Origin of the sequence: Chengkuizengella marina (assembly GCF_009910845.1) — a bacterium.
In the GTDB taxonomy this organism is placed as follows: Bacteria; Bacillota; Bacilli; order Paenibacillales; family KCTC-33759; genus Chengkuizengella; species Chengkuizengella marina.
On sequence record NZ_SIJB01000042.1, the window covers coordinates 1 to 26,823 of the forward strand.

The 26,823-nt window shown below is 32.6% G+C and carries 29 protein-coding genes and 1 rRNA gene; 27 read left to right on the plus strand and 3 right to left on the minus strand.

The annotated features are described in order from the left end of the window. Positions 1-100: 100 nt before the first annotated feature. The 11 genes from rrf (at position 101) to rsmI (ending at position 7,675) form a co-directional block, all read left to right on the plus strand. Positions 101-217: ribosomal RNA gene (gene rrf / locus ERL59_RS17810) — 5S ribosomal RNA — on the plus strand. Between the two features lie 174 nt (positions 218-391). After that, a complete protein-coding gene (locus ERL59_RS17815; RefSeq protein WP_407925738.1) occupies positions 392-616 on the plus strand; it encodes a sigma factor G inhibitor Gin in 225 nt (74 codons plus the stop codon). 149 nt (positions 617-765) lie between these two features. Beyond that, positions 766-2,223 (plus strand): aminotransferase class I/II-fold pyridoxal phosphate-dependent enzyme, encoded by a 1,458-nt coding sequence (locus ERL59_RS17820; RefSeq protein ID WP_160647596.1) that lies wholly within the window; start codon positions 766-768, stop codon positions 2,221-2,223. 33 nt (positions 2,224-2,256) lie between these two features. Next, the gene (tmk, locus tag ERL59_RS17825) at positions 2,257-2,910 is read left to right on the plus strand and encodes a dTMP kinase (protein WP_160647597.1); all 654 of its coding nucleotides are present in this window, start codon (positions 2,257-2,259) and stop codon (positions 2,908-2,910) included. 92 nt (positions 2,911-3,002) lie between these two features. Beyond that, a complete protein-coding gene (locus tag ERL59_RS17830) occupies positions 3,003-3,332 on the plus strand; it encodes a cyclic-di-AMP receptor (RefSeq protein ID WP_160647598.1) in 330 nt (109 codons plus the stop codon). A 16-nt stretch (positions 3,333-3,348) separates the two neighbouring features. Beyond that, a complete protein-coding gene (locus tag ERL59_RS17835) occupies positions 3,349-3,795 on the plus strand; it encodes a YaaR family protein (protein ID WP_160647599.1) in 447 nt (148 codons plus the stop codon). A gap of 27 nt (positions 3,796-3,822) precedes the next feature. After that, positions 3,823-4,800 carry a DNA polymerase III subunit delta' gene (gene holB / locus ERL59_RS17840; protein ID WP_160647600.1) on the plus strand — a complete coding sequence of 326 codons (978 nt, stop codon included), beginning with the start codon at positions 3,823-3,825 and terminating at the stop codon, positions 4,798-4,800. Position 4,801: 1 nt separating this feature from the next. Further along, entirely contained in the window at positions 4,802-5,605 is an 804-nt protein-coding gene (locus ERL59_RS17845; RefSeq protein ID WP_160647601.1) for a PSP1 domain-containing protein, read from the plus strand. A gap of 29 nt (positions 5,606-5,634) precedes the next feature. After that, the gene (yabA, locus tag ERL59_RS17850) at positions 5,635-5,973 is read left to right on the plus strand and encodes a DNA replication initiation control protein YabA (protein ID WP_160647602.1); all 339 of its coding nucleotides are present in this window, start codon (positions 5,635-5,637) and stop codon (positions 5,971-5,973) included. An 83-nt stretch (positions 5,974-6,056) separates the two neighbouring features. Beyond that, complete coding sequence (locus ERL59_RS17855) at positions 6,057-6,809, plus strand: tRNA1(Val) (adenine(37)-N6)-methyltransferase (protein ID WP_160647603.1); 753 nt, start codon at positions 6,057-6,059, stop codon at positions 6,807-6,809. Continuing rightward, the gene (gene rsmI, locus ERL59_RS17860; RefSeq protein WP_160647604.1) at positions 6,806-7,675 is read left to right on the plus strand and encodes a 16S rRNA (cytidine(1402)-2'-O)-methyltransferase; all 870 of its coding nucleotides are present in this window, start codon (positions 6,806-6,808) and stop codon (positions 7,673-7,675) included. Before ERL59_RS17855 ends, rsmI begins: the two co-directional genes overlap by 4 nt. Before the next feature lie 101 nt (positions 7,676-7,776). Here the strand turns inward: rsmI and ERL59_RS17865 are convergent, their stop codons facing one another. Beyond that, positions 7,777-8,064, minus strand: coding sequence for an AbrB/MazE/SpoVT family DNA-binding domain-containing protein (locus ERL59_RS17865; protein WP_160647605.1), 288 nt, complete (start codon positions 8,062-8,064; stop codon positions 7,777-7,779). A 350-nt stretch (positions 8,065-8,414) separates the two neighbouring features. Here ERL59_RS17865 and ERL59_RS17870 point away from each other — a divergent pair, with 350 nt between their 5' ends. Both ERL59_RS17870 and ERL59_RS17875 read left to right on the plus strand, forming a co-directional pair. Beyond that, positions 8,415-9,179 carry a TatD family hydrolase gene (locus ERL59_RS17870; protein ID WP_160647606.1) on the plus strand — a complete coding sequence of 255 codons (765 nt, stop codon included), beginning with the start codon at positions 8,415-8,417 and terminating at the stop codon, positions 9,177-9,179. A 288-nt stretch (positions 9,180-9,467) separates the two neighbouring features. Continuing rightward, positions 9,468-10,535, plus strand: a complete 1,068-nt coding sequence (locus ERL59_RS17875) for a 3D domain-containing protein (RefSeq protein ID WP_160647607.1) — start codon at positions 9,468-9,470, stop codon at positions 10,533-10,535. A 69-nt stretch (positions 10,536-10,604) separates the two neighbouring features. Here the strand turns inward: ERL59_RS17875 and ERL59_RS17880 are convergent, their stop codons facing one another. Next, a complete protein-coding gene (locus tag ERL59_RS17880; RefSeq protein ID WP_160647608.1) occupies positions 10,605-12,758 on the minus strand; it encodes a M56 family metallopeptidase in 2,154 nt (717 codons plus the stop codon). Between the two features lie 78 nt (positions 12,759-12,836). Beyond that, entirely contained in the window at positions 12,837-13,058 is a 222-nt protein-coding gene (locus ERL59_RS21630; RefSeq protein WP_407925739.1) for a BlaI/MecI/CopY family transcriptional regulator, read from the minus strand. Positions 13,059-13,328: 270 nt separating this feature from the next. Between ERL59_RS21630 and rnmV the strand changes: the two genes are divergently transcribed. The 14 genes from rnmV to ERL59_RS17955 all read left to right on the plus strand — a co-directional run bounded on the left by rnmV (position 13,329) and on the right by ERL59_RS17955 (position 26,742). Then, entirely contained in the window at positions 13,329-13,871 is a 543-nt protein-coding gene (gene rnmV / locus ERL59_RS17890) for a ribonuclease M5 (protein WP_160647609.1), read from the plus strand. 9 nt (positions 13,872-13,880) lie between these two features. Continuing rightward, the gene (rsmA, locus tag ERL59_RS17895) at positions 13,881-14,762 is read left to right on the plus strand and encodes a 16S rRNA (adenine(1518)-N(6)/adenine(1519)-N(6))-dimethyltransferase RsmA (RefSeq protein WP_160647610.1); all 882 of its coding nucleotides are present in this window, start codon (positions 13,881-13,883) and stop codon (positions 14,760-14,762) included. Between the two features lie 94 nt (positions 14,763-14,856). Next, on the plus strand, positions 14,857-15,744 hold the full coding sequence (yabG, locus tag ERL59_RS17900) for a sporulation peptidase YabG (RefSeq protein WP_160647611.1): 888 nt from the start codon (positions 14,857-14,859) through the stop codon (positions 15,742-15,744). Between the two features lie 90 nt (positions 15,745-15,834). Continuing rightward, positions 15,835-16,110 (plus strand): biofilm formation stimulator Veg, encoded by a 276-nt coding sequence (gene veg, locus ERL59_RS17905; protein WP_160647612.1) that lies wholly within the window; start codon positions 15,835-15,837, stop codon positions 16,108-16,110. 280 nt (positions 16,111-16,390) lie between these two features. Continuing rightward, on the plus strand, positions 16,391-16,573 hold the full coding sequence (locus ERL59_RS17910) for a small, acid-soluble spore protein, alpha/beta type (protein WP_160647613.1): 183 nt from the start codon (positions 16,391-16,393) through the stop codon (positions 16,571-16,573). Between the two features lie 387 nt (positions 16,574-16,960). Beyond that, positions 16,961-17,815 (plus strand): 4-(cytidine 5'-diphospho)-2-C-methyl-D-erythritol kinase, encoded by an 855-nt coding sequence (ispE, locus tag ERL59_RS17915; RefSeq protein ID WP_160647614.1) that lies wholly within the window; start codon positions 16,961-16,963, stop codon positions 17,813-17,815. A 77-nt stretch (positions 17,816-17,892) separates the two neighbouring features. Then, complete coding sequence (gene purR / locus ERL59_RS17920) at positions 17,893-18,723, plus strand: pur operon repressor (RefSeq protein ID WP_160647615.1); 831 nt, start codon at positions 17,893-17,895, stop codon at positions 18,721-18,723. Positions 18,724-18,736: 13 nt separating this feature from the next. Further along, a complete protein-coding gene (locus ERL59_RS17925) occupies positions 18,737-19,114 on the plus strand; it encodes a RidA family protein (RefSeq protein ID WP_160647616.1) in 378 nt (125 codons plus the stop codon). Between the two features lie 173 nt (positions 19,115-19,287). Then, positions 19,288-19,575 (plus strand): septation regulator SpoVG, encoded by a 288-nt coding sequence (spoVG, locus tag ERL59_RS17930; protein WP_160647617.1) that lies wholly within the window; start codon positions 19,288-19,290, stop codon positions 19,573-19,575. A gap of 270 nt (positions 19,576-19,845) precedes the next feature. Beyond that, the gene (gene glmU / locus ERL59_RS17935) at positions 19,846-21,234 is read left to right on the plus strand and encodes a bifunctional UDP-N-acetylglucosamine diphosphorylase/glucosamine-1-phosphate N-acetyltransferase GlmU (protein WP_268894522.1); all 1,389 of its coding nucleotides are present in this window, start codon (positions 19,846-19,848) and stop codon (positions 21,232-21,234) included. A gap of 16 nt (positions 21,235-21,250) precedes the next feature. Further along, entirely contained in the window at positions 21,251-21,808 is a 558-nt protein-coding gene (pth, locus tag ERL59_RS17940; RefSeq protein ID WP_160647619.1) for an aminoacyl-tRNA hydrolase, read from the plus strand. A gap of 72 nt (positions 21,809-21,880) precedes the next feature. Next, positions 21,881-22,111, plus strand: coding sequence for an anti-sigma-F factor Fin family protein (locus ERL59_RS17945; protein ID WP_160647620.1), 231 nt, complete (start codon positions 21,881-21,883; stop codon positions 22,109-22,111). Positions 22,112-22,208: 97 nt separating this feature from the next. Continuing rightward, positions 22,209-25,730 (plus strand): transcription-repair coupling factor, encoded by a 3,522-nt coding sequence (gene mfd, locus ERL59_RS17950; RefSeq protein WP_160647621.1) that lies wholly within the window; start codon positions 22,209-22,211, stop codon positions 25,728-25,730. Further along, positions 25,717-26,742, plus strand: coding sequence for a peptidylprolyl isomerase (locus ERL59_RS17955; RefSeq protein ID WP_160647622.1), 1,026 nt, complete (start codon positions 25,717-25,719; stop codon positions 26,740-26,742). The genes mfd and ERL59_RS17955 overlap by 14 nt, the downstream gene beginning before the upstream one ends. Positions 26,743-26,823: the final 81 nt, after the last annotated feature.

A 26,823-nucleotide genomic window follows, 5' to 3' on the forward strand; every position in this document is an offset into this window, starting at 1 on the left:
CCTTCGCAGGTAAATCCGAGTTTTTCGGGGCCAGTAACAAAAAATAATTCCATAACTAATCTTTGTTTCGCATCTAGTTTTCAAGGAATATCCTTGAATGTTTGGTGATGATGGCGGAGGGGTACCACACGTTCCCATACCGAACACGACCGTTAAGCCCTCCAGCGCCGATGGTACTTGGACCGCAAGGTCCTGGGAGAGTAGGACGTTGCCAAGCGAACCAAAGACACTGTAGTGACTTGATCACTATGGTGTCTTTTTTAATATGAGATTTTTACACCATTTAATTTTAATGTACATATAATAACCAACCAAGATTAAATTTAACTTTATCAGTATAGTTTAAAAATATTTTTTCTAAGATCAATTTAGAAGTTTAAGAGGATAGATAATGTGGCATAATGATAGAAAAAGCAAGGGTGGGAAGTCTATGGAGAGTAAGTTAGACTATACCTGTATAGTATGTGAAAAGCAAAATAAGAATGGCATCATGATATGTACTGAATTTATATGTAATCGTTGTGAATCTGAAATTATACGTACAGATGTAACGGATGCAAAGTATTCATTTTATATTAAAAAGTTAAAAAGAATATGGTATAAAAATATTATTTAATTACAAGTTTTTTAACTTTAAGAGCTATTCTATATAATAAGTGACCGTCTCAGATTTGGCGGTTTTTTTTTGACGTATTGGATGATATTATTTAATATAGTCATGATTTTATAAAGAACTACAATATTTCATGGAGGTAATGTTTGTAAATGGATCAACGTAAAGCTCCTATATTTGATATGTTGAAACAATACCATATGGAGCAATATGCTAGTTTTCATGTACCAGGACACAAGTTTGGACTAGATTTAAATAAAGAAGAACGATACTATTTTGAGCATATTATGCAAATTGATTATACTGAAATTACTGGTTTAGATGATCTTCATGATCCCCAAACTATTATTAAAGAAGCATTGGAACTTGCTGCAGATTGTTTTGGTTCTGAGCAAAGTTATTTTTTAATAAATGGGAGTACTGTAGGCAATCTTGCCTTGATTTTATCTGTATGTGGAAGAGATGATATCATCATCTTGCAAAGAAATGTACATAAATCTATAATTAATGGACTTATTTTAGCTGAAGCAAAAGCTGTGTTTTTACCTCCTAATATAGATCCCCAAACAGGACTAGATTTAGGTGTATCAATAAATCATTTAGAAAAAGCATTGGCTCAGTACCCTGAAGCAAAAGCTGTTCTGCTTACGAATCCAAATTACTATGGTATTGGAATGAGGTTGAGAAGGTTCGTTGATTTAGTACATAAATATCATATTCCAGTACTAATAGATGAAGCACATGGGGCTCATTATGGATTTCATCCTAAATTACCGGATTCATCATTATCCTGTGGTGCAGATGCTGTTGTTCAATCTACTCATAAAATGCTAACATCAATGACAATGAGTGGTATGCTTCATGTTCAAGGAAATAGGATTGATAGAGAAAGATTAGGTCGGTTTTTAACCATGCTGCAAAGCTCTAGTCCATCGTATCCTTTAATGGCTTCACTTGATATCAGTAGAAGATGGATGAACACCAAGGGAAGAGAGAACATAATAAACGTAAAATCCACTATTCTAACCTTTAAAAAAGAAATGGAAATGTTGCAATGGTTTGAGATTGTGGATATTGGAAAAGACTATGGAGAGGATTATACACAAGATCCTTTTAAAATTTTAATACATGATCTTACAGAAACTTTATCGGGCTATGATTTGCAAAAGTCGTTAGAAAAACGAGGCTGCATGATTGAGATGGCAGATCCTAAGTTTATATTAATCGTATGTAGTGTTTCTACAAAAAAAGATGATATAAATAGACTGCTAAAGGCATTAAAGGATTTATCAGTTCAGTTTAATTTAAAAAAGAAGGAACTGAGTAAAAATATAACGAATATAAGTAATGAAATGGCTTTCCCAGATTTAAGTCTACCTGTAAAATTGGAAAATCACTTTGAAAATACGAAGGTAGTAAAATTAGATGAAGCATTGAATTTAAGATCTGCTGAAATGATTATTCCCTATCCTCCAGGAATTCCTTTACTTTATCAAGGTGAAATCATTACACAAGAAGCGATATATAAGATAGAACAATACATAAATTCAGGAGCTCATTTTCAAGGTTCGAAAGAAATTATAAATCATCAAATATCCATTTTAAATTAACATACAAAAATTCAGTCAACAAGGAGGTTTTTTGTGAACGGTTTATTTATAACATTTGAAGGACCAGATGGTTCAGGTAAAACCACTCAAATACAACAACTAGCCAATACATTAATCAAACAAGGTTATGACGTGATTACAACAAGAGAACCAGGAGGGACAAGAATCAGTGACCTACTTAGGAACATACTCTTATCAACAGAATATCAAGAAATGAAAGATCAAACAGAAGTACTTTTATATGCTGCGTCTAGATCACAGCATGTACATGAAGTTATTGTTCCAGCATTACAACAGAATAAAATTGTGTTGTGCGATCGTTATATTGATGCGAGCATGGCTTATCAATCTGTTGGATTAGGGATTGCTAAAAAAACAATTAAAGAAATTAATCACTTTGCTAGTTCTGGATTACAACCGAAAAGAACATATATGATGGATGTAAGTGTGAAGGAAAGTAAGAATAGATTATCTCAGAGAACAAATAAAAAGGGTGAAATAATTTTAGATCGTATAGAACAAAAAGCCCATGATTATCATAAAAAGGTAAGAGAGGGTTTTTTACAAATAGCCAAGGAAAATCCAGATAGAGTATATTTGATAAATGCCAATCAACCTATTGATGTTATCTCAGAGGAAATATTAGAGGATATGACCAAATTATTAGCAAATAGAATGTCCAGTTAAAGATGGTTTACTTTTTTGGATCTCGTCATCACTCTGATGAAAATCATTAGTAGTTTAAACTATTTTAAAGTATAATAGTAGGAGGGATTAAAATGAAATTAATTATTGCAGTAGTACAAGATAAGGACAGTAACCGATTGTCTAACGCATTAATTAAATCAAACTTTCGAGCTACAAAATTAGCAAGTACTGGTGGATTTTTAAAAGCGGGTAATACCACTTTTATGATCGGCGTTGAAGATGAAAAAATAGATGAAGCAATTGGTGTCATTAAAGCAAACTGTAAGGTGAGAGATCAGTTAGTATCCTCTGTTTCGCCTGTTGGAGGAACAACTGATTCGTATATCCCATTTCCAATTGAAGTACAAGTAGGAGGAGCTGCAGTATTTGTTGTACCTGTGGAAAAGTTTGAACATTTTTAAAGGTAGGTAAAATGAATTGAAGATAAACTCTGGTTTACGTTCCTTACAAAAAAATGCATTGCTTACAGATCAAGCAAATCAAAATTCAATTACAATGAAAAATTTTTCCGAAACGTTGCAGCACCAAGAAAGATTTGCATCAAGTGAACAATTAAAGCAAGCCATTCTTCAAATAGAAATACAAGGTAAACGATTATCAAAATCCATGACCGTTCGCGAATTATTTGCATATAAGAAACTCGTAAAACAATTCATGGATGAGACTGTTCGAAATGGAATCCAGCTTAAAGATAAAATAGGCAAAGATCGACGAGGAAGAGGAAGAAGATATAAACTTTTAGAAGAAGTAGATCAATCATTGTTAGAAATGACAGACGATTTATTGCAAAGTGAAAAAGGTAGAATTGAAATATTAGAAAAAGTAGGCGAAATAAGAGGAATGTTGATCAATATATTATTTTAATGGGAATGAATATTAAGGGGTTATAACATGTCTTTTCATGAAATTTTAAATCAAAATAAGGTGAAAAAGAAACTTCAGAACGGACTAAGGATGAATAAAATTTCACATACTTATTTGTTCACAGGACCTTCAGGCACAGGGAAAAGTAAAATGGCCTTGAATTTTGCAAAGGCTATTTTTTGTATTCAAAATAAAGATGATGCTTGTGATCAATGCATTGAGTGTAAAAAATTTGAACATGGGAACCATCCACAACTTCGTCTTATAGAACCAGATGGAAATCATATAAAAATAGAACAAATTCGTGATCTACAAAAAGATTTTTCATATAAAATGAATGAAAATCAAGTGAAAATATATATATTATTTCATGCGGATCAATTAACAATACAAGCAGCAAACAGTTTACTGAAATTTTTAGAGGAACCTCAGTCTAACGTGATTGCTATTTTAATTGCAAACAATGGACATGCTATTTTACCAACGATTCGATCACGTTCACAATGGATATCATTCCAGCCATTATCTCCAGACAAGATGGCTGATCAATTAATTTCAGAAGGGTTTTCTAGAGAGTTAGTTTACAGTGCAGTACATTTAACATCTGGCCTGGAAGAAGCTAGGCAGTTTATCCAATTAAATTCGTTTGCAGAAATTAGAGGCATAATGATACAATTAGCTAAGGAAAGTTTAAATAAGTTTTCCGTTGCGAGCATTACAGCACAACAAAAAATATTTAAATCCAACCTTACAGACGAGCTGAATATACTTTTAGATTTATTTATACTATGGTTTAAAGATATCATTCACATACAAAGTGGGCGAAAGGAAAGACTTGTTTTTGAAGACGAGCTTGCTTGGTTAGAAAAAAATGCCTTCACACGTCAGATGGCCGAGTGGATTCAATGTATGGAGGTTACAGTAAATACAAAAAAGAAACTTCGATTTAATGTAAATCCTCAGTTAGCTCTTGATCAATTTATGATTCAAATTAAGGGGGGTTGAAATGTACTCAGTGATTGGGGTTCGCTTTAAAAAAGCGGGCAAGATTTATTATTTTGATCCTACGAATCATCCCGTAAAAAAAGATGATCATGTGATTGTTGAAACAGCGCGCGGTATAGAATACGGAACAGTAGTCATTGGGGAAAAACAGGTCGATGAGTCAGATATTGTACTTCCCTTGAAGAAAGTGATTCGTATAGCAAAATCAGCAGATGTTAAAGTGATGGAAAGTAATAAAAAAGATGCTAAAGAGGCTTTTTATGTTTGTTTAGATAAAATTAATCAACATCAATTATATATGAAGTTAATTGATGTAGAATATACTTTTGATAGGAATAAAATCATATTTTATTTTACAGCAGAAGGAAGAGTAGATTTTCGAGAGCTAGTTAAAGACTTGGCAAGTATTTTTAAAACACGTATTGAATTAAGGCAAATTGGAGTAAGAGATGAGGCTAAGATGTTAGGAGGCATTGGTCCTTGTGGAAGAACATTGTGTTGTTCAACATGGCTAGGTGATTTTGAACCCGTTTCCATCAAAATGGCAAAAGATCAGAGACTCTCCTTAAATCCAACGAAAATTTCTGGTCTATGTGGTAGGCTCATGTGTTGTTTAAAGTTTGAACACGATCAATATGAGAGTGCTAAAAGCGATCTACCTAAAGTTGGAAGTTTTGTGATTACCTCATTGGGTGAAGGTAAGGTTATTTCTATTAATCCAGAAAAAAGTTTAGTACAAGTTAAAATTTTCGAAATGGAAAAAGTGAAAGAATTATCACTTGAAGATGTTGTTGAACAAGAATAAATGCAGTTTTCTTAAACTGAGGTGGAATTGTGGAGAAAAAGGATATCTATGCACAGGCCAATGAACTAGAACAGCATTTAGGCGATATATATAAAGATATTGGCGAAATGAAAAAAAAAATTGTACAATTGTTGGAGGAAAATAAACGATTAAGTTTAGAGAATCAACAATTAAGAAGTATGTTGAAAACAGACCAGACTGATAAAGATAAAATAAAAGAGGAAAATCCTCCTTCTCTAGTTATAGGTGAAGGATATGATAATTTAGCTCGTTTGTATTATGAAGGATTTCATATTTGTAATGTATATTATGGACACCTTAGAACAGAAGGTGACTGTCTCTTTTGCTTATCATTTTTAAACAAATAGAATTAAATGTAAAACCGCAGGGCGTTTCCTGCGGTTTTACAAATTATAAATAATATAAGGATTTTTAAATAAAGGAACTAATTATGAAACAAAACATACCTTTAATGAAGGACGAAAGAATTGATGATTTATTAACTCAAGATTTAAAGATTATCCAAAGTGAAGAGGTTTTTAGTTTTTCGATGGATGCTGTATTACTCGGACGTTTTTGCTCTGTTCCAATAAGAGGGAATATTTTAGATTTATGTTCTGGTAATGGTGTAATCCCATTATTGTTGTCTACTAGAACAAAAGCTCAGATTACAGCAGTTGAAATTCAAAAAAAGTTAGCGGATATGGCTGTAAGAAATATAAAAATGAATGATTTATCCGATCAAATTTCTATCATTCAAGGTGATTTAAAACAGGTACATACACAATTGGGTTATGGTAGGTTTGATTTGGTTACAGTGAATCCACCCTATCTTCCAGCATTCTCAGGAAAACTAAATGATAATGAATTTATTGCTAATGCACGTCATGAAATTTTATGTACATTAGAAGATGTTATTTCAGCTTGCAATAAACTTGTTAAGAGTGGTGGTAAGGTGGGTCTAGTACATCGTGCGTCTAGACTAGCGGATATTATTGTTTTAATGAGACAATACAAAATTGAACCGAAACGTATTCGATTGATACATCCAAGGATAGGTGAAGAAGCAAACATGGTGCTTGTAGAGGGAATAAGAAATGGAAAAGCGGATATGCACATATTAAACCCATTGATTGTTTATGATAAACACAATCAATATTGTGATGAGTTAATGGAAATATATTATGGAGATGCTACAAAATGAACATACAAAAAAGTTTTTTAGAAGATGAAAAAAATAAAGGTTGCCTTTACTTAGTAGGCACACCGATAGGAAATTTAGAAGATATCTCTTATAGAGCTCTAAGAATATTACAAGAAGTAGAGTGTATTGCTTGCGAAGATACAAGACAAACGAGAAAACTTCTGTCTCACTTCCAGATTTCAACGAGATGTATTAGTTATCATGAGCATAATAAATATGCAAGTGGAAAAGAAATCGTACGCCTTATTCAGCAAGGTAAAGACATTGCGTTGGTCAGTGATGCTGGTTTACCGGTTATTTCAGATCCTGGCAATGAGTTAGTTCAGTTAGCTATAGAATCCAATCTTTCAGTAATCCCTATTCCTGGCGCAAATGCTGCATTATCTGCTCTAATCATCTCTGGATTATATACAAATCATTTTCTGTTCTATGGATTTTTACCTCGAGAAAAAAAAGATAAAAAAGAAAAAATTCAAGAAATGTTAGAGACGAGAGGAACTATTATTTTTTACGAGTCTCCACATCGATTATTAAATACACTAAACTTAATGTTAGAAGTGTGGGGAGATCGTCGTATTTCCATTGCAAGAGAAATAACTAAAAAATATGAAGAAATAGTCAGGGGATCATTAGAAGAATGTATCAGTTATATGGAGGACATGAAAGTTCAAGGTGAATATTGCATCGTTGTTCAAGGGAATATTGAAAAAGTAGAAAAGAAAGATGAATTATGGTGGAGTTTATTATCTATTCAAGAACATTTGGATCATTATATTAATCAGAGGTTTGATAAGAAGGAAGCCATGAAAAAAGTCGCGATAGATCGCAAGGTATCTAAGAGGGATATATATAATCATCTCCTTTAAGAAAAAAAATCCTGCCGTTTGATTATAATTATTTATATAACGGCAGGAGACAAAGGAGATATGAAAAGGTTAGAATTAACTAAATCTTATTCTATTATATACTAAATAATTTCTTTTGTCACTGAATTATCTTTTTTGCTAGCATTAAAAATTTCAATTAGTTCAGGAATAATTTCTTTACTGATCATTTTTCCTTTGAAATAAACTAAATCATTTGCATTACCGGTAAAAATACATGCTGGCTCATACTTTTTTAACATGACCTTTTCCCCGTCAACATATATTTCTAACGCGTCTTTTTCTGCAATACCTAAAGTTCTGCGTAGTTCAATTGGAATAACTACACGGCCTAATTCGTCAACTTTTCTAACAATACCTGTAGATTTCATAAATTTATTCCCCTCTCTTTATTATTAAACGTCAATTTTCGACAATATTTTCATCCCTTATGATACTAATGTTTGCCAAATTAGTCAATACTTCTTTAATCAAGAATTTGTAAATTTCTAAATAATGTATAGTACTTTTATATTTATGCAACAAATCTGGATTTCAGGACGAAAAAAAGTGAGTTTTTTATGTATTTAAATTCACGTTATAGTTTTTATTTGAATTCGACAAACATTCATTATAAATGTAGAAATTTGTCGAAAAATATTTAAACAATAAAAAGATATATTTCATTTTACCATATATTTATGTAGACTATGGATTAGGATTATATGAAGGGAGTTTAATAATGTTAATTGATACACATGTACACTTAAATGCAGAACAATTTAATGAAGATCGTGAACAAGTCATTGAAAGAGCGAGACAAAACGGAGTTTCAATAATGATCAATGTAGGTTTCAATCGTGAGACGATTCCAGAAACGATTGAACTGTCAGAAAAATATGACTTTATCTATGCAATAGTTGGATGGCACCCAACAGATGCCATCCACATGACTCCTGACGATTTGAATTGGATAGAATCTTTATGCAATCACAAAAAGGTAGTAGCTATAGGAGAAATAGGGTTAGATTATTATTGGGATACTTCACCAAAAGATATTCAACAGGAAGTATTTAGAGAACAGATCCGATTAGCACGTAAAGTGAATAAACCTATCGTGATTCATAATAGAGATGCACATCAAGATGTTGTAGATATTTTAGCTGAAGAGAATGCTGCTGAAGTAGGTGGCGTGATGCATTGTTATTCAGGGAGCTGGGAAATTGCCCAGAAGTGCTTGGATATGAACTTCTACATATCATTTGGGGGACCGGTCACTTTTAAAAATGCAAAACAGCCAAAGGAAGTGCTTAAAAATGTACCTTTAGATAAGTTGTTAGTGGAAACAGACTGTCCCTATTTAACTCCTCATCCTTATCGAGGAAAAAGAAATGAACCTGCTTATGTGAAATATGTTGCAGAATCAGCTGCTGAATTAAAGGATTTATCATTTGATGAAGTAGCACGAATTACAACGAATAATGCTAAAAAATGTTTTCAAATATAATTTGTATTCGTATTAAGCAGTTAAATAGAGATAATCAGTGTAAAATTTAAGATTAGGGGGTTAAAACATTTCATTTTCATGGAATTTACCGTTTTAACCCTCTAATCTTTTCTTTTTGGAGTTTTACATTCTTAGGATAAGTTAAGTATGATCTTAAAGAAACAATTGCAATAGTTTAATATATTTTTCCAACTGATTAAGAATTATTTTTTTCTTAATTGCATAATAATTATTGTTTTCACAATTTTTTGAAATTTTTGAAATACAAAGGTTTTAAGGGGGAATTGGATGAGAGTCCGTAATAAAAAAACTCTCACAGCTTTACTAGCTTCTGGTTTAATTACTGTCGTGATTATTCTATGTTGGGTTTTATATGTTTTTAATTCAAAAGAAATATATTTAGTCATTAATGATGAGGAGAAGGTTATTCAAACAAAAGAGGATGTATTAGAGGATTTATTAAAGGAACAGAATATCATAATTGAAGCAAATGATGAAATTTCAAAACCATTGGATACGATTTTAAAAGATCAGGATAAAATTATGATTAATTTCGCAGTTCCTGTATTAATAAAAGCAGATGGCCAAAGTGAACTGGTGTATACGACAGCTGATACTGTAAAAGAAGTGATTGAAGAACAAAATATTGAATTAGGCCCTCAAGATGAAGTATCTACTTCTCTAGATGCTAAAGTAATGGAAAGTTTAGAAATAAAAATCACAAGAATTGAAACAGCTATTGAAGCTGTACAATCACCGATTGCTTACGATGTTGTTACGATTGAAGATCCAACATTACAAGAAGGTAAGGAAGTCATTGTACAAGAAGGCAGTGAAGGAGTACTTCTTACAAAAACAGAAAAAGTAACAAAAGATGGTAAAATTATTTCAGAGAAAATCATTCAAGAGGTAGTTCAAATTGAAAGTACAAATCAAATTTTGGCAAAGGGAACTTTAAAGCCAATTGTTAAATTAACAAGTTCTTCACCAGATGTTGCTGAAATTACAGTAAATGGCAATACATTTGGTTACAAAAAAGTATTAAATAATGTGAAATTAACTGCTTATGATGCTGGATTGAAATCTACTGGTAAAACGAAAGAACATCCTCAATATGGTATTACTTACACAGGAACAACGGTGAAGGAAGGTCATACTGTTGCTGTAGATCCAAATGTCATTCCTCTAGGATGGTGGATTTATATCGAAGGTTATGGTTTTAGAAGAGCAGAGGATATTGGTAGTGCGGTAAAAGGTAAAAAGGTAGATATTTATTATGATGATGAGAATTTTGTGGAAGCTTTTGGTACAAAGAGGGGCTATACTGTTTATGTTATTGGTCCTAATAAACCTTAAGGGTAATTTTTTAGATTTCTAATAAAGATAGACCGTATATCCAATTGACGGTCTATCTTATATTGCTATCTAACTTTCATTTACATAATCTTCAAAGTAAACACCATCAAACCAAGCAGTACTGTTAGAATTCACTAAGAATACTAAATCAGATATTATCAAATTATCCTCATTTATTTCAACATATTGTAAATTACTAAGTTTTAAATCTACAGAATAGGTTGAACTTCCGTCTGGAGTTATTTTCATACTTACGTTGTTAGTAAGTTTAGAACTAACACGAGTACTATAACCATTATGTTCATAACTATAATCTGTATAATTTTTGTCAACAATAGAAATGTCATGTGTACTATTCATCGTGAAATTGATTTTTTGATAACTATTAGGACTACGATAATAAACAAAATCAATCATGTAATAGTCAATATTATTTTCTGTTGAAGGTGCCTTAAAGGTTAACGTACCCTCTATAAATCCTTTTCTAGGATCTTTGTCTTCAAAGGATATATTAGTTACAATTAAATCTGATTCATCTTTAACAGGTACATTATTTATATCTTTAAGATCCTCAAAACCATGAAGAGCTTCTTTTGCTATTTCAATTTTTGGAGGTTCACCCCCATCGGATGGATTAGGAGTGACTTCAATATCGTCGGGGATATGCACTATAATTTCATTACTTTTATATTCTTTTCCATAAGAATCCGCAGCCAATATGATAAAATGATATGTTTCTCCTGCTTGTACTGAATGATACAAGTATGGATTGCCATTATCAGATAATCCAATATACCTACGCATGCCAAAAGATTCATATTTACGAAAAGGATTGGAATCGCCTTCTTTAAAGGATACATAACTATATCTTTTAGGTAATTTTTCAGTATCCCATTCTATTCGGAGGGAAAGTTGTTCCTCGTTATTTAGTTCAGTAACTCTTAGATTTTTAATGAATTCTGTATCTTTTAAATATGGAAATTGTTCAGAAAACTCTGTTTCCTCCATTTTCACTTCCATTTGATTCATATAATCATTCATAAATTTTGATAAATCATCTGTTAAATTGAATGTTTTCAAAACGTCATTCTTTGTATCTTCAAATTGTACTTTCACTTTATTTACATTCTTATTAATACTTAACGCATCTGTTAAACCAACCGTTCCAACCCCAATAAACAAAATGATAGCCATCATTGTCCATCTCCAAGATGATTTCTTAAACCTTTTTATCATCAATACTCTCCTTTTTATATTAGATTTATTTTTTGACATTCCCACAGATATTGGAACCAGATTTTGTTTTGATAGTTTTGATAAAACACTAATGATGGTTTTTCCATATGCTATTTGCTCATTTTTTTTAAGGTGAGATAAAACATGGGCATCGCAAGCTAATTCACAGTCAGATCTCATTTTGTAAAAAGCGTACCAAATGAAAGGATTAAACCAATAAATAGCTTGAAGTGTTAGGGTTATCCAATTTATTAAAATATCCTTTTTTTTAAGATGAACAAGTTCATGTAAGAACACATATTTTATTTCCTCTTTTGATAAACTCTCTATCATTTCTTTTGGAAGGATCAACTTGGGACGTATCAAACCAATAATTGAAGGTGTGTTTAATGTTTTGTCATATATAATTGAAAGTTTAGCTTTAACTTTTAGTGTTTTTTTACACGATTCTAAAAGCTCTATTATTTCATGGTTTGCACATTTGGTTTTTTTGGATAACGTCCAGTGAAATCGAATATGTATTACAAGAATATAAATGAAAATAATTAGGGTTCCGATGAGCCATATATAACCTATATTTTGAAAAGTAAACTTGTGTAAGATGTTTTGTTGTACAGGCTGCTCGTAATTTGTATGATTTTTTATTCCTTGCTCTGAATTATCACTCGTCGTTGACAAAGAATTACTAATTAAGTTGTTCTCTTGTGTTAATTTAATATCATTGCTGTTGTTTGTATACATCTTACTTAGATTTTTTTCTTGAATTGTTTGCTGCGATTCTTGATTCAAAAAATTGAAGATATTTACTGGACTTTCAGGTGAGTAAGGGATTATTAATCTTATAATGACAATAAGCCATATGTAGTAATGCCAATGAGCACTTAGCTTGTCTTTAAATACTCTTTTTATTATTAGAATAATTCCAATGACTAAACTCCCCATAAGGGATAGGGATAGGATAGTTTGAAATATATGTGTTAGATTCAATTGTTTTCACCATCCTTAGTAAACTTGCAGTATCTATTCTCTTTTTTCTTCTATTATCTTTTTTAATGCTTCAATTTCTTAGTATGTCAGTTTCTCATCATTTATGAAATTAGTTATAAACATCTTTAGTGATCCAGAGTACACTTTTTTTAAAAATGAAACTGTCTCCATTTCTTTACATTCTTCCATAGTGAATAATGGGAAATATAAATGAAATCGAGTGTCCTTTTTTACTCCAACAGCTTCTTTTTTTACTAGTCTACTTATCAATGTATGAACAGTTTTTGGGCTCCAACTCATACTATTTAAATGTTGAATAATTCACTTGAAGATCTTGGTGAATAAACCCATAATACCTCCATTACTTTCCATTCTGCATCTGATATTTTGGGTAAATCCTTAATAATTATCTCCTCCTTACAATTGTAGTCTATTTACATACTACAACTGTAGTCATTGTATGTCAATAATATAATTTTTAAGTATTTAATTTGATAATTTTAGACTTTCTTGTTTAAGGAAACACATATCATATATACTTGGATGAGAAATAAAGAAGGGATCAAAAAGATGATTAGAGAAATGATTGTGGTTGAAGGAAAGGACGATACCACTGCAATACAGCGAGCAGTTGATGCAGACACAATTGAGACAGGTGGCTCAGCAATTAATAAAGAAGTGATTCAAAGGATCAAATTAGCTCAGGAACGAAGAGGCGTAATTATTTTTACAGATCCTGATCATGCAGGTGAACGAATTAGAAAAATCATTTCTTCTAAAGTAAAAGGGTGTAAACATGCTTTTTTGACTAGAGAAGAGGCAAGTTATAAAGATGATATTGGGGTTGAAAATGCTTCAATAAAAGCTATAAAAACAGCACTTGAAAATGTAAAAACAGAGTTTACGGATATAGAAGAACAGATCTCTTGGCAAGACCTTATTGATGCAGGTCTTATCATTCATTCTCAAGCTGCTAAAAGAAGAGAGGAATTGGGTAAAATATTAGGGATTGGATATTGTAACGGAAAACAATTTTATAAAAGATGTAAAATGTTTCAAATTACAAAACAAGAATTTGCCAATGGATTACGACAAATTAAGTTAAAGGATTGAATTAAGCTGATGGACAACATACGTATAGATAAAATTTCATTACCTAAAAATACAAAAGAGATTATAAAGAAATATGGTTTTTCGTTTAAAAAGAGTTTAGGTCAAAATTTTTTAATTGATCAAAATATTCTAGAAAAGATCGTAAATGCAGCAGAACTGGATCAAAGTAAAGGTGCTTTGGAGATTGGACCAGGTATCGGAGCATTAACACAATCGTTGGCTCATTCAGCTGGAAAAGTAACAGCAATTGAGTTAGATCAACGGTTAATTCCAATATTAAACGATTTACTTCAACCATATGATAATGTTGAAGTTATTCATGGTGATGTGTTAAAGCTAGATCTAAATTCTATTTTTAAAGAACATTTTAGAGATCAAACAGAGATAAGTGTAGTTGCTAATTTACCTTATTATGTGACTACCCCAATCATAATGGCTTTGTTGGAAAAACAACTGCCTATAGAAAATATTGTAGTTATGATCCAAAAAGAAGTTGCCGAAAGAATGGTTGCATCACCCGGAAGAAAAGATTACGGTAGCTTGAGTATAGCTGTCCAATATTATTGTGAACCAGAAATGGTATTAACTGTTCCAAACACGGTTTTTATACCACAGCCTAATGTTGATTCGGCAGTGATTAGATTAAAGCGACGTAAGAAACCCATTGTTCAAGTAGAGGATAGTGTATTTTTTTTCAAGGTAGTTCAGGCTAGTTTTGGGCAAAGAAGAAAAACGATAATTAACAACTTAATCTCTAATCTTTTTACTAAAGATGATAAACAAAAGTTAATTTCCATATTACAATCCTGTGACATTGATCCCTCAAGACGTGGTGAAACATTAAACATAGAAGAATATGCAAGGTTAAGTAATGTGCTTTTAAAAGTATAACTTACCCTCTGTCCTACAAGCATAAAATCACATCCCTTATTTTATACACAAAAATAACATCTACTCCATAGTATAGATGAGGAGGGGTGAGATGATGTATCGAGGAGATTTAGTAACTAGAAAGTCTTATGGTGAAGATGTTGTATTTGAAATTATAGATATAAACAGACAAAACGTATTTTTAAGTGGGGTTGAATATCGCTTGGTAGCAGACTCTCCTATTACGGATTTAAATAAAGTGGTTGATTATCGTTTAACTAAAGATTACATGAGATCTCATTCTAAAGTGGAGCAAACGCAAAAAATGATCCAGCGGTACAGAAGAGAACAGCAAGAGGCAAATTTGCATACTATGATTATCAGAAGTGAACAAGATGATGAAGCGGAATTAAAATCATACTTTGAAGTACCGGGTAAAGTGCTTCATTTGGACGGTGATTCACGTTATTTAACTAAAAGTCTTGAATTATATAATAAGTTACGAGTTCCAGTTGAAGGACATTATTTTCGTGAGAAAGATATGCCTGAACAATTGTATGAACTATTACCAAAAGTGAAGCCAGATATATTAGTGATAACTGGGCATGATAGTATGATTAAAAATCGCAGAAATAGAGATGATTATAGTTTAGATAGTTATAAAAACTCTCGTAATTTTGCTAAAGCAGTAAAAATAGCTAGAGAATATGAAAAAAATAAAGATACACTTATGATCGTTGCAGGTGCTTGTCAGTCACATTTTGAAGCTCTTTTACAAGCAGGTGCTAATTTTGCTAGTTCACCCCAACGAATATTAATTCACGCTTTAGATCCAGTTCAAATAGCCTCCAAAATTTCATATACCTCAATTAAAGATACTGTGAATATGTTAGATGTAATTAGTTACACGATTAGTGGTATAAAAGGAATAGGTGGTATTGAATCTAGGGGGAGTTATAGAATCGGGCTTCCTAATATTAAAAACAATGAAAATAATCATTGACAATAACTTTGTTTCACTGATATAATTGTTTAATTTGACTTTCCACAATCCTTTAGATATAATGGATTAGGAAAGAGGTGGTAGTTGGACATGTCAAAAAATTCATTGTCAGAAATAAAACGCAGCTTGGAGACCCATGTTGGGGCTAAAATAATGTTAAAAGCAAATGGTGGACGAAAGAAAACCATTGAAAGAACAGGTGTGTTAGAAGAAACCTACCCTTCTGTATTTATTGTTAAATTAGATCAGGAACAACATGCCTTTAAAAGAGTATCTTATTCCTATGCAGACATATTAACAGAATCTGTAGAAGTTACAGTATGCAATGATGAGGGACAAGTTAAAATTACTTACATTGAACATTAACATGTAACATATGCATGCATAGTATATATGATTTATTCATAAGCAAAACCTGTGAAGGTTTTGCTTTTTTTTGTGCTTTTGGATGACAGCTTTACCATTCAATGATTACTGGATGAATTAGGATACTGATATGTGGATATTTCCTTTACACAAGAGTATCTTATGCTCCAATTTGTCACATACTATCCTACAAAGAAGTTTTTATTTTGTTCTTAGAAGGCCAATATGTTGAGGAAGCAAAACTAAAAAATGCTTAATTTTTATGAAAGGGGTAATCATAATGGGAAGAAGACGAAGAGGAAATGTGATGTCAGAACAGTTTAAATATGAGCTTGCAAAAGATCTTGGTTTTTATGAAACTGTACAACGTGAAGGTTGGGGAGGTATAAAAACAAAAGATGCTGGAAATATGGTAAAAAGAGCTATACAAATAGCAGAACAGGTTTCTAATAAACAATCATAGTTCATGAATTAAACTAAAGCACCTATTTATTGCTTTAGTTTTTTTGTATAAGTCAATTGTACTCCAATAACACCTTCCTTATTAGGTTGAACCCGTATAATTCATTCATAGTGCTTTTTATAAAATCATTTGTTATATTATATAGAGTAATATAATTCATTTTTAAGGTGAGAGATTTGATTTATTAGCCCTTGATAGAAAGGGGTAAGATAAATAATATGTTTCCCGCCCAGTTGTATTACGTTGGAGAAATATATCATCTATTTATAAACGACGATGACACCAACAGGCCCTAAAGTACATAAAATGCACGACTAGAAGTTTAACTAACTACAGTAAGGGCCATTGAAAAGGTTCACTTTATTGTAATTGAAGAAGGTGTTTTTAATGAAAATATATGAAAAAGCTCCCGCTAAAATTAATTTGTCATTAGATGTGTTAAGAAAAAGAGAGGATGGTTACCACGAAGTTGAAATGATTATGACAATGGTAGATCTTGCAGATCGATTGGAAATGTCTGAGTTATCAAGAGATACCATTATCATTACCAGTCAGGCGGGTTATATTCCTCTAGATGAGAAAAATTTAGCCTTTCAAGCTGCGCGTTTAATAAAGGAAAAGTTTGATGTGAAAAAGGGAGTTTATATCCATTTAGATAAAAAAATACCTGTTTCAGCAGGTTTAGCTGGTGGGAGTAGTGATGCTGCCGCAACACTTAGAGGGCTAAATAGATTATGGGAGTTAAATATTCCACTAAACGATTTAAAAAAATTAGCAGAAGAACTAGGTTCAGATGTCCCTTTTTGTATTGAAGGTGGTACGGCAATAGCAAGGGGAAGAGGAGAAATATTAGAAAAAATATCATCTCCTCCTCAATGTTGGGTTATCCTTGCTAAACCTCCTATAAATGTATCTACACCTGATGTGTATAGAAGATTAGATGTAAATAAAATTAATAAACATCCATCAACGGAAGTTTTAAAAAATGCAATTGAAAACAAGGATTTTCAGCAGATTTGCCATTCCCTTGGCAATGTGCTTGAAGAAGTCACAATCCCTATGTATCCTCAGATTAATCAGTTAAAAGAAGTCATGTTACGTTTGGGTGCGGAAGGAGTTTTGATGTCGGGTAGCGGGCCGACTGTATTTGGCCTTGTTTCTAAACAATCAAAAGTGAAAAAAATATATAATGGTTTACGTGGCTTTTGCAACAACGTATATGTGGTCAGAATATTAACATAGGTTTATTATTTTAGTAAAAACACGTATAATAATGATATATTTAAAATTAATATTCGGTTAATACAGGAAGGGATGTTATGAAGAAGTTAAAAAGAAGTGCAAGATTGGTTGAAATGACCCAGTATTTATTAATCCACCCCCATTTACTCATCCCGTTAACCACCTTTGCAGAAAGATATAACGCTGCTAAATCGTCGGTAAGCGAGGATCTTGCAATTATCAAAGAGGTGTTTGAATCAGAAGGTTTGGGTAAACTTCACACATTAGCTGGGGCTGCTGGAGGAGTGAAATACATCCCTAAAATCCCTAAAGACTTATCACTTGAAATGATGAAGAAGATTTGTAAACTTCTTGAGGAACCAGGGCGAATTTTGCCTGGTGGTTATTTATATATGTCGGACATATTAGGACAACCTGTATACATAAATGAAATAGGAAAGATGTTTGCATCTATTTTTTCAAATCTAGAAATTGATGTGATTATGACCGTTGAGACAAAAGGGATTCCCCTAGCTTATGCAGTTGCTTCCTATTTAAACTTACCAGTTGTCATTGTTAGAAGAGATAATAAAGTGACGGAAGGTTCTGCTGTAAGTATTAATTACGTTTCTGGATCTAATAAAAAAATAAGAATGATGACTCTTTCTAGAAGAGCTTTAAAAGAACAATCAAAGGTACTGATTATTGATGATTTCATGAAAGCTGGCGGAACCATTCAAGGAATGAAGGATTTATTGGAAGAATTTAATGCTAAAGTTGTTGGTGTTGGTGTTTTTGTTGAGTCAAGGGAGGAAGGATTCGACGATCATTTAATCACAGACTATGTGTCTCTTGCTAAAATAACAAGTGTAGAATTAAAATCCAAAAAAATCTCTGTTTACCCAGGTAATTATTTTGATAATGAATAAAGGAGACTATAAAATGACAATACAATCTGTACATACTGATTCAGCACCAAAGGCGATAGGACCTTATTCTCAAGCTGTAAAAGTAGATCGGTTTATTTATACCTCTGGTCAAATACCTCTTGATGTGAAAGGAAACATTATAGAAGGTGGTATTAAAGAACAGACTCATCAAGTATTTAAAAATTTAGAAGCAGTATTACTCGAAGCAGGGGCATCATTGCAAAACGTTGTAAAAGCGACAGTGTTTTTAAAAGATATGAACTTCTTCATAGATGTAAATGAAATTTATGCATCTTATTTTGGTGATCATAAACCTGCTCGCTCTGCTGTAGAAGTCGCAAGACTACCAAAAGATGTATTAGTGGAAATAGAATTGATAGCTTTTGTATAACATATTTTATTGATAGAAATTTTAAAACTATTATTTTTACAGAACTTACATTTTTTATAGAAGATTTAAGTTTTTGTCACAAAAACATTAAAATTTTTAGAAAAAAAGAAGGAATTATCATAAATTTGTGGAAGTATTAACCAAGTCTTTTTAATAAAAGGTGGTGAACACAAGTGCAAATTACTGATGTAAGACTCCGCCGAGTTAATTCTGAAGGAAGAATGAAGGCGATTGCATCGATCACTATTGATAACGAATTTGTTGTTCATGATATTCGTGTTATCGAGGGGAACAATGGGATGTTTGTAGCGATGCCGAGCAAAAGAACCCCGGATGGAGAGTTTAGAGATATTGCTCATCCAATATCTTCACCAACTCGTGAGAAGATTCAGTTAGCAGTATTAGAAGAATATGACAATGCTTCTACAGAAGAAGATGGAGTAATTGAAGAGGGAGCATAAGAACGCTGTGAAAAGAGAGCTGAGTGCTCTCTTTTCACTTTAATCATAACATATAGCTTTATTATGTTATGATTAAATAAAGATTATTGATATGAACTCAATTTATTTATCTTATTTTCATATTCTATTCAGTCTTTTTTTGTATAATATAAACTGATATATAAGATCAGTTAATAGGACATGAAAGTAAGGTCAACACAAAGGAGCATAAAAAATAAATTGGTTTATAATCTTATATTATAAATGCGAAATAAAGGAAGGTTTTTTGATTTGGAACTATTATCAATTGTATTGGCAGCTGGCAAAGGTACAAGAATGAAGTCAAAGTTACATAAATTATTACACCCTGTTTGTGGGAAACCCATGGTAGGGCATGTGATAGATGTTCTGAAGGAAATCCAGTGTAATAGAATTGTCACAGTAATTGGACATGGAGGGGAAGCAGTACAATCCTATTTAGGTAATCAAGTGGAATATGCTGTCCAAGAGAAGCAATTAGGTACTGGTCATGCTGTATTGCAGGCAAAGGCTTTATTGGAGAACGAGGAAGCGACCACGATCGTTATTAATGGGGACGGTCCACTAATTACAGCAAAATCACTAACTAAATTTATAGAGGTTCATAAAGAATCGAATGCAGCAGCTACTATATTAACTGCAGAATTAGATAATCCTCATGGTTATGGAAGAATTGTTAGAGGGGACAATCAACAAGTTACTCATATTGTTGAGCAAAAAGATTGTTCACCGGAGGAAAATGAAATAAAAGAAATAAATACTGGTACGTATTGTGTAAACAATAAAAAACTGTTTCAAGCCTTAAATCAAGTAACAAATCAAAATGCCCAAGGAGAGTATTATTTAACAGATATTATTGGAATATTAAAACAACAGAAAGAAAAGATAGAAGGTTACGTTTTAAAAGATCCAAATGAATCTTTTGGGATCAATGATCGTATTCAGTTAGCACAAGCAGAAAAAATTATGAAAGATCGTATCCTTCAAGAACATATGAGAAATGGAGTTACCATTATTGATCCTTTGAATACTTATGTTGAAGCAGAGGTCTTAATCGGTATGGATACAACACTATTGCCAGGAACAAGAATAACAGCCAATAGTCATATCGGTTCCTCCTGTATTATAGGCCCTAATTCTGAAATACAAAGCACACAAATTGGCGACTATGTTACAATTAAACAATCTGTAGTAATTGATTCTTTTGTTGAGAATCACACTACAATAGGTCCTTTTGCCTATTTAAGACCTGGTTCTAAGATTGGTGAACATGTAAAAATAGGTGATTTTGTAGAAATTAAAAATGCAACCGTTGACCATCATAGTAAGATATCTCATTTAAGTTATGTTGGTGATGCAAAAGTAGGGAAAAATGTGAATATTGGATGCGGTGTAGTGACCGTAAATTATGATGGCTTTCGCAAACACGTAACGGAAATCGAGGATGAAGCATTTGTAGGTAGCAATGCTAATTTAATTGCACCTATAAAAGTAGGCAAAGGGAGTTATGTTGTTGCTGGTTCCACATTAACAGAGGACGTTGAAGAAGACAGTGTTGCCATTGCAAGAGTAAAGCAAACGACAAAAAAAGGATATGCAAGTAAGTTAAAAAATCGTATTAAAAATAAAACTAACAATTAAAATGAGGTATAAAAGCGTGAAATGGATCGTAGGATTAGGTAATCCTGGTAAATTGTATGAAAGAACAAAACACAATCTTGGGTTTATGATCATCGACCGATTTGCTGAATTAAATGATATTAAAATCTCAAAGAAAAAATGTAAATCTTTGATTGGGGAGGGGAATATAAAAGGCCAAAAGGTAGTGTTAATCAAGCCAATGACATATATGAACCTTTCAGGTGAAGCAGTAAGAGCTTACATGGACTATTATCAAGTAGACCTAGAAGACATGATAGTAGTATATGATGATTTAGATACTGAATTTGGGAAAATAAGATTGAGATATAAAGGCAGTGCTGGTGGAAATAACGGGATTAAATCGATGATTGAACATACAGGCACTCAGTCTTTTAATCGAATAAGAGTAGGAATCTCACGCCCACCTAAAGGGATACATATTCCTGATTATGTTTTGTCTAATTTTAACAAAAATGAACTAGAGACTTTAGATGAAATGATTTCAAAATCTTGTGATGCACTAACACATGCACTAGAAGAACCATTTGAAAAAACGATGGCAAAGTTTAATTAACGGAATTTGGCTAAAAATTTAAAGAATTGAACATACTGATAATAATTCACATGTCGGGAGGCATCATGATTTATGTCAGTAAAATATATTTGTCGCCACTGCCAAACCAAAATAGGTGAGATCTCAAACGGGGATGTAAATGAGATGCGTCTAGGATTTCATTTGTTAACTCCTGAAGAAAGAAATGAAATGGTTTCATACAATCAACATGGTGATATCACCGTTAAAGTTGTGTGTGATTACTGTAAAGAAGCGTTAGATAAAAATCCAGAGCTATCATTGATATCCAACCCATTGCAATAGAGTCATTTTTTATGGATAATATGAACATTGATTAAACTGGTTTTATAGTCTTAGCAGTTTTCAGCTGAGGCTTCTTTTAGTGTGAGGGGGGTAGAATTTGAAAAGAATTATTCAATCATTTACTAAAGATACCAATGTACAGTCTATTATTAATGGAATTCACTCAAATATGAAAGAGCAGCTTGTATCAGGTTTGGTTGGTTCTTCGAGACAAATGGTGTTAGCAGCATTGTATTCAGAAATGAATAAACCCATGATGATAGTGACACATAATCTATTTCAAGCACAAAAAATATACGAAGATCTTAAAGAGTGCTTTTCGGATTCTGAACTTCTTTTATATCCGGCAAATGAACTGACTTTAACAGAATCTGCAGTTGCTTCTCCTGAAATGATAGCGCAAAGACTTGAAGTATTATCAAAATGTTCTCTTGGTTTTAGAGGAATTCTTATTTCACCTTATGCTGGGATAAGGAAATTTCTTCCAACACCAGAAGCAATGAAGGATGCCCATATTCAATTAAAAGTGGGAGAAGAACTAAATCTGGATGTATTTAAAAAACAAATGACTTTACTAGGTTATGAAAGAGTAGAGCGGGTTGAAGCTAAAGGGGACATGAGTATTCGTGGTGGCATTATCGATTTTTACCCTATGACTTCTTCGACTCCTTTTCGCATTGAATTATTTGATGAAGAAATAGATTCTATAAGGTCATTTGATATATCTGATCAAAGATCCATAGAAAAAGTATCCACTATTGTAATCACTCCTTGTGAAGAGTTAATTGGAGATGAGGGTCGATTTCAGAATGCTGCTAAACATGCAAGTAGTGTATTAGATGAATATTTAAACAAAATAAATGATTCACAACTAAAGGAAAAGCTTACCTCATCGATTACTAACGAAATAGACTTCTTAAAGAATGAATCTTATTTTAAAGATATTTACAAATATAGTACTTTTATATATCCAGAAAGAAAAACTTTATTGGATTACATGCCAGATGACTCACTTATCGTGGTCGATGAGCCTTTACGTTTGCTTGAAACAGTGAAACAACTGGAGAAAGATGAAGCAGAATCCATAACAACTCTACTAGAACATGGGAGGACTATTCCTGCTTTTGCTCTTGCAGAAGAATACAATACTCTTATGAAATCAAAACCGTTTCCAATGGTTTATTTCTCTTTGTTTTTAAGACAGATTCCTCATGCTCATCCACAAAATATTGTGAATTTCACCTGTCGTCCCATGCAAAATTTCCATGGTCAAATGAATGTTCTAAAATCAGAAATTGAACGTTGGAAAAAAGCAGGGACAGAGGTCATTATTCTAGCAAACGGTGAGGAAAGAATTGAAAAGGTTAAGCGGGTATTAACCGATTATCATATTGAAGAACCTAGTATTATAAACCATAATTTAACAAGTGGATTCGAGTTTCCTTCTGAGCATCTTGCTGTTATTACAGAAGAGGAAATGTTTAATAAAAAACATCGAAAAATTAGAAAAACAAATAAAAGGGTCCAAAATGCTGAGAAAATTAAAAGTTATTTAGATTTAAGACTAGGTGATTATGTTGTTCATGTGAATCATGGAATTGGAAAATATGTAGGTATTGGAACACTGGAGATTAACGGAATTCATAAAGATTATATTCATATTATGTACGCAAATGATGATAAGCTTTCTATTCCGATTGATCAACTAGATCTTGTACAGAAATATGTGAGTTCTGAAGATAAAGAGCCTAAAGTATACAAACTTGGTGGTACAGAGTGGGCAAAAGCTAAAAATAAGGCTCGAAGTTCTGTAAAGGATATAGCTGATGATCTCATTAAATTGTACGCAGCTAGACAAGAATCTGATGGTTATAGTTTTAACAAAGATACTACATATCAGGCGGATTTTGAAAGTATGTTTCCATATGAGGAAACCGCTGATCAGCTAAAATCCATTCAAGAAATAAAAGAGGATATGGAGAAAAGACAACCTATGGATCGATTGTTGTGTGGTGATGTTGGTTACGGGAAAACTGAAGTTGCTATCCGTGCAGCGTTTAAAGCAGCCATGGAAGGAAAACAAGTGGCTATTTTAGTTCCTACAACCATATTAGCACATCAGCATTTTGAAACTTTTCAAGAGCGGTTTACTGGATATCCGATAAAAATTGATGTGTTAAGTCGTTTTAGAAGCAGAAAAGAGCAGAAGGAAACGATGAAAGGGATCAAAAATGCAACAGTAGATGTTGTCATAGGAACACATCGTTTGTTATCCGCAGATATTGTCTTTAAAGATCTTGGACTTCTTATCGTAGATGAGGAACAACGATTTGGCGTATCACATAAAGAAAAGTTGAAACGATTAAAAACGAATGTAGACGTGTTAACCTTAACTGCCACTCCAATTCCAAGAACTTTACACATGTCTATGTTAGGTGTTAGGGATTTATCAGTTATTGAAACACCACCTGAGAATAGATTTCCAGTACAGACTTATGTTGTGGAACATAGTCATACGCTTGTCAGAGAAGCCATTGAAAGAGAATTAGCGAGAAATGGACAAGTATATTATTTATTTAATCGTGTGCAAGGTATTTCTCAAATGGCAGAACAAATATCTGCCCTTGTTCCAGACGCTAGAGTTACGGTTAGTCATGGTAAAATGTCAGAACAAGAATTGGAAAAAACAATCCTTGATTTTCTAGATGGTGAATATGATGTGTTGGTCAGTACTTCCATTATAGAAACAGGTGTAGATATTCCAAATGTAAATACATTGATTGTTCATGATGCAGATAAGATGGGGTTATCCCAACTCTATCAATTAAGAGGAAGAGTTGGACGATCCAATAGAGTGGCTTATGCTTATTTGACCTATCAACGAGACAAGGTTTTGAACGAAGTGGCTGAAAAAAGATTACAGGCAATTAAGGAATTTACTGAGCTTGGCTCGGGTTTTAAAATTGCAATGAGAGATTTGTCTATTCGTGGAGCAGGGAATTTATTAGGTGCAGAACAACATGGATTTATCGCTTCTGTTGGATTTGATTTATATTCACAAATGCTAACTGATGAAATTGCTAAGAAAAAAGCCGCGTTGCATGGTGATGTGATTGAACCTGTGAAGGAAATCATTACACAAATTGATATTGGAATCGATGCATATATTCCACCAGAATATATTTATGATAATATGCAAAAAATTGAAATCTACAAAAAAGTAGCGTCATTGCGGGAGTTAGAAGAAGTAACCGATTTGTACGACGAGCTTGTGGACCGTTTTGGTGACATTCCCGATGCAGTTTCTAATTTATTGGCAGTAGCTAAGCTAAAAGCGTATGGATTAATGTATTCCATTGTTTCTATCACTAGAAAGAACGATGATATTGTGATGCAGATGGATGACTCACAAAATGGTAAAATTGATGGTCAAAAACTGCTTAAATTAAGTTCACAATATCAGGGGAAAATAAAACTTATTCCAGGACAAAAAATACAAATTGTTATAAAAGGAAAAGGACTGGAGTCTGATCAAGTCCTAGATTTGATGGAACAGTTTTTGATAAAATATAAAGAAGTGTTTAATGACAAGGAGGAACTACAAAATGCAGCAAGGTAAATGTAAATGGGTCACAGGATTAATGCTCACATTATCACTAGTGTTAATCATTACTGCATGTGGACAAGAAAGTGAAGAAGAAAGTGATGTAGATGATGTAGGAACAGATCAAGTAGAAACGTTTGAACCAACAAAGGATACAAATAATGTAGCAGAATATGAAGGTGGGGAAATAACTTTAGAGGAGTATAACGCTTTTACAGGTGTAATGAAATTGTTATATTCACCTGAATATTTTGATCAACTTCAGTCAACGCCAGGGTTTAATAATAATTTAATTCAGCAGCTGGTTGCTTTTGAATTATTGGAAGCAGAGGCAGATGATGAAACGAAAAAGGAACAACAAACAATATCAGAAACAAATTTAGAGGAATTTATAACACAATATGAAGCAACTAATGGAGAAGGTTCGTGGGAGACTGGATTAAAAGATGTAGGCATCGAAGAGGAAGATTTTAGAAATTTTATTCAGCTTTCTAACATTTCTCAGGAAGTGCTAAGTAAAGATATTTCTGAGGAAGAAGTAAAAGTTGAATATGATCGTATTCTAGCTGAAAGTCCAGCAGAGTTAGTTGCTCAAGCAACTGTCAGTCATATTTTAGTAAAAACGAATGACCCTAATACAGGAGAAGAAACCAGAACTGAAGAGGAAGCTCTTAAAATTGTGGACGAGATTAATGCAAAGTTGGATGCAGGAGAAGATTTTGGAGCATTAGCTAAAGAATACTCAGAGGATGAGGGTTCCAAAAATAATGGTGGTACTTATGAAAATGCTAATATAAATAATTGGGTGGAAGAGTTTAAACTGGCAGCTGCTGAACAGCCTATTGGTGAAATCGGCGAGCCTGTAAAAACCGTTTATGGTTATCATATTATCAGAGTAGAAGATCGTACGGAATTATCTTTTGATGAAGTAAAAGAAGGAATTCTTGGAAGTTTAGTACAGCAAAAACTTCAAGATTACAGTACAGAAAAGGTTTCTAATTTAATTACAGGGGTAAGCATCCCATAGGTAATAGTGAATATCATTAACAGCATATATAAGGAAGATCTTTTGTTTTGATGGTTTGTGTAAACTCCATTCTAACAAGTA

What these genes read in the sequence shown, in the direction of transcription:
- ERL59_RS17815 (WP_407925738.1), top strand. Translation starts at nt 392, where the DNA reads ATGTGGCATAATGATAGAAAAAGCAAGGGTGGGAAGTCTATGGAGAGT.
- ERL59_RS17820 (WP_160647596.1), top strand. Translation starts at nt 766, where the DNA reads ATGGATCAACGTAAAGCTCCTATATTTGATATGTTGAAACAATACCAT.
- ERL59_RS17830 (WP_160647598.1), top strand. Translation starts at nt 3,003, where the DNA reads ATGAAATTAATTATTGCAGTAGTACAAGATAAGGACAGTAACCGATTG.
- holB (WP_160647600.1), top strand. Translation starts at nt 3,823, where the DNA reads ATGTCTTTTCATGAAATTTTAAATCAAAATAAGGTGAAAAAGAAACTT.
- ERL59_RS17845 (WP_160647601.1), top strand. Translation starts at nt 4,802, where the DNA reads ATGTACTCAGTGATTGGGGTTCGCTTTAAAAAAGCGGGCAAGATTTAT.
- ERL59_RS17855 (WP_160647603.1), top strand. Translation starts at nt 6,057, where the DNA reads ATGAAACAAAACATACCTTTAATGAAGGACGAAAGAATTGATGATTTA.
- rsmI (WP_160647604.1), top strand. Translation starts at nt 6,806, where the DNA reads ATGAACATACAAAAAAGTTTTTTAGAAGATGAAAAAAATAAAGGTTGC.
- ERL59_RS17865 (WP_160647605.1), bottom strand. Translation starts at nt 8,064, where the DNA reads ATGAAATCTACAGGTATTGTTAGAAAAGTTGACGAATTAGGCCGTGTA.
- ERL59_RS17870 (WP_160647606.1), top strand. Translation starts at nt 8,415, where the DNA reads ATGTTAATTGATACACATGTACACTTAAATGCAGAACAATTTAATGAA.
- ERL59_RS17875 (WP_160647607.1), top strand. Translation starts at nt 9,468, where the DNA reads ATGAGAGTCCGTAATAAAAAAACTCTCACAGCTTTACTAGCTTCTGGT.
- ERL59_RS21630 (WP_407925739.1), bottom strand. Translation starts at nt 13,058, where the DNA reads ATGAGTTGGAGCCCAAAAACTGTTCATACATTGATAAGTAGACTAGTA.
- rnmV (WP_160647609.1), top strand. Translation starts at nt 13,329, where the DNA reads ATGATTAGAGAAATGATTGTGGTTGAAGGAAAGGACGATACCACTGCA.
- rsmA (WP_160647610.1), top strand. Translation starts at nt 13,881, where the DNA reads ATGGACAACATACGTATAGATAAAATTTCATTACCTAAAAATACAAAA.
- yabG (WP_160647611.1), top strand. Translation starts at nt 14,857, where the DNA reads ATGTATCGAGGAGATTTAGTAACTAGAAAGTCTTATGGTGAAGATGTT.
- veg (WP_160647612.1), top strand. Translation starts at nt 15,835, where the DNA reads ATGTCAAAAAATTCATTGTCAGAAATAAAACGCAGCTTGGAGACCCAT.
- ERL59_RS17910 (WP_160647613.1), top strand. Translation starts at nt 16,391, where the DNA reads ATGGGAAGAAGACGAAGAGGAAATGTGATGTCAGAACAGTTTAAATAT.
- ispE (WP_160647614.1), top strand. Translation starts at nt 16,961, where the DNA reads ATGAAAATATATGAAAAAGCTCCCGCTAAAATTAATTTGTCATTAGAT.
- purR (WP_160647615.1), top strand. Translation starts at nt 17,893, where the DNA reads ATGAAGAAGTTAAAAAGAAGTGCAAGATTGGTTGAAATGACCCAGTAT.
- ERL59_RS17925 (WP_160647616.1), top strand. Translation starts at nt 18,737, where the DNA reads ATGACAATACAATCTGTACATACTGATTCAGCACCAAAGGCGATAGGA.
- ERL59_RS17945 (WP_160647620.1), top strand. Translation starts at nt 21,881, where the DNA reads ATGTCAGTAAAATATATTTGTCGCCACTGCCAAACCAAAATAGGTGAG.
- ERL59_RS17955 (WP_160647622.1), top strand. Translation starts at nt 25,717, where the DNA reads ATGCAGCAAGGTAAATGTAAATGGGTCACAGGATTAATGCTCACATTA.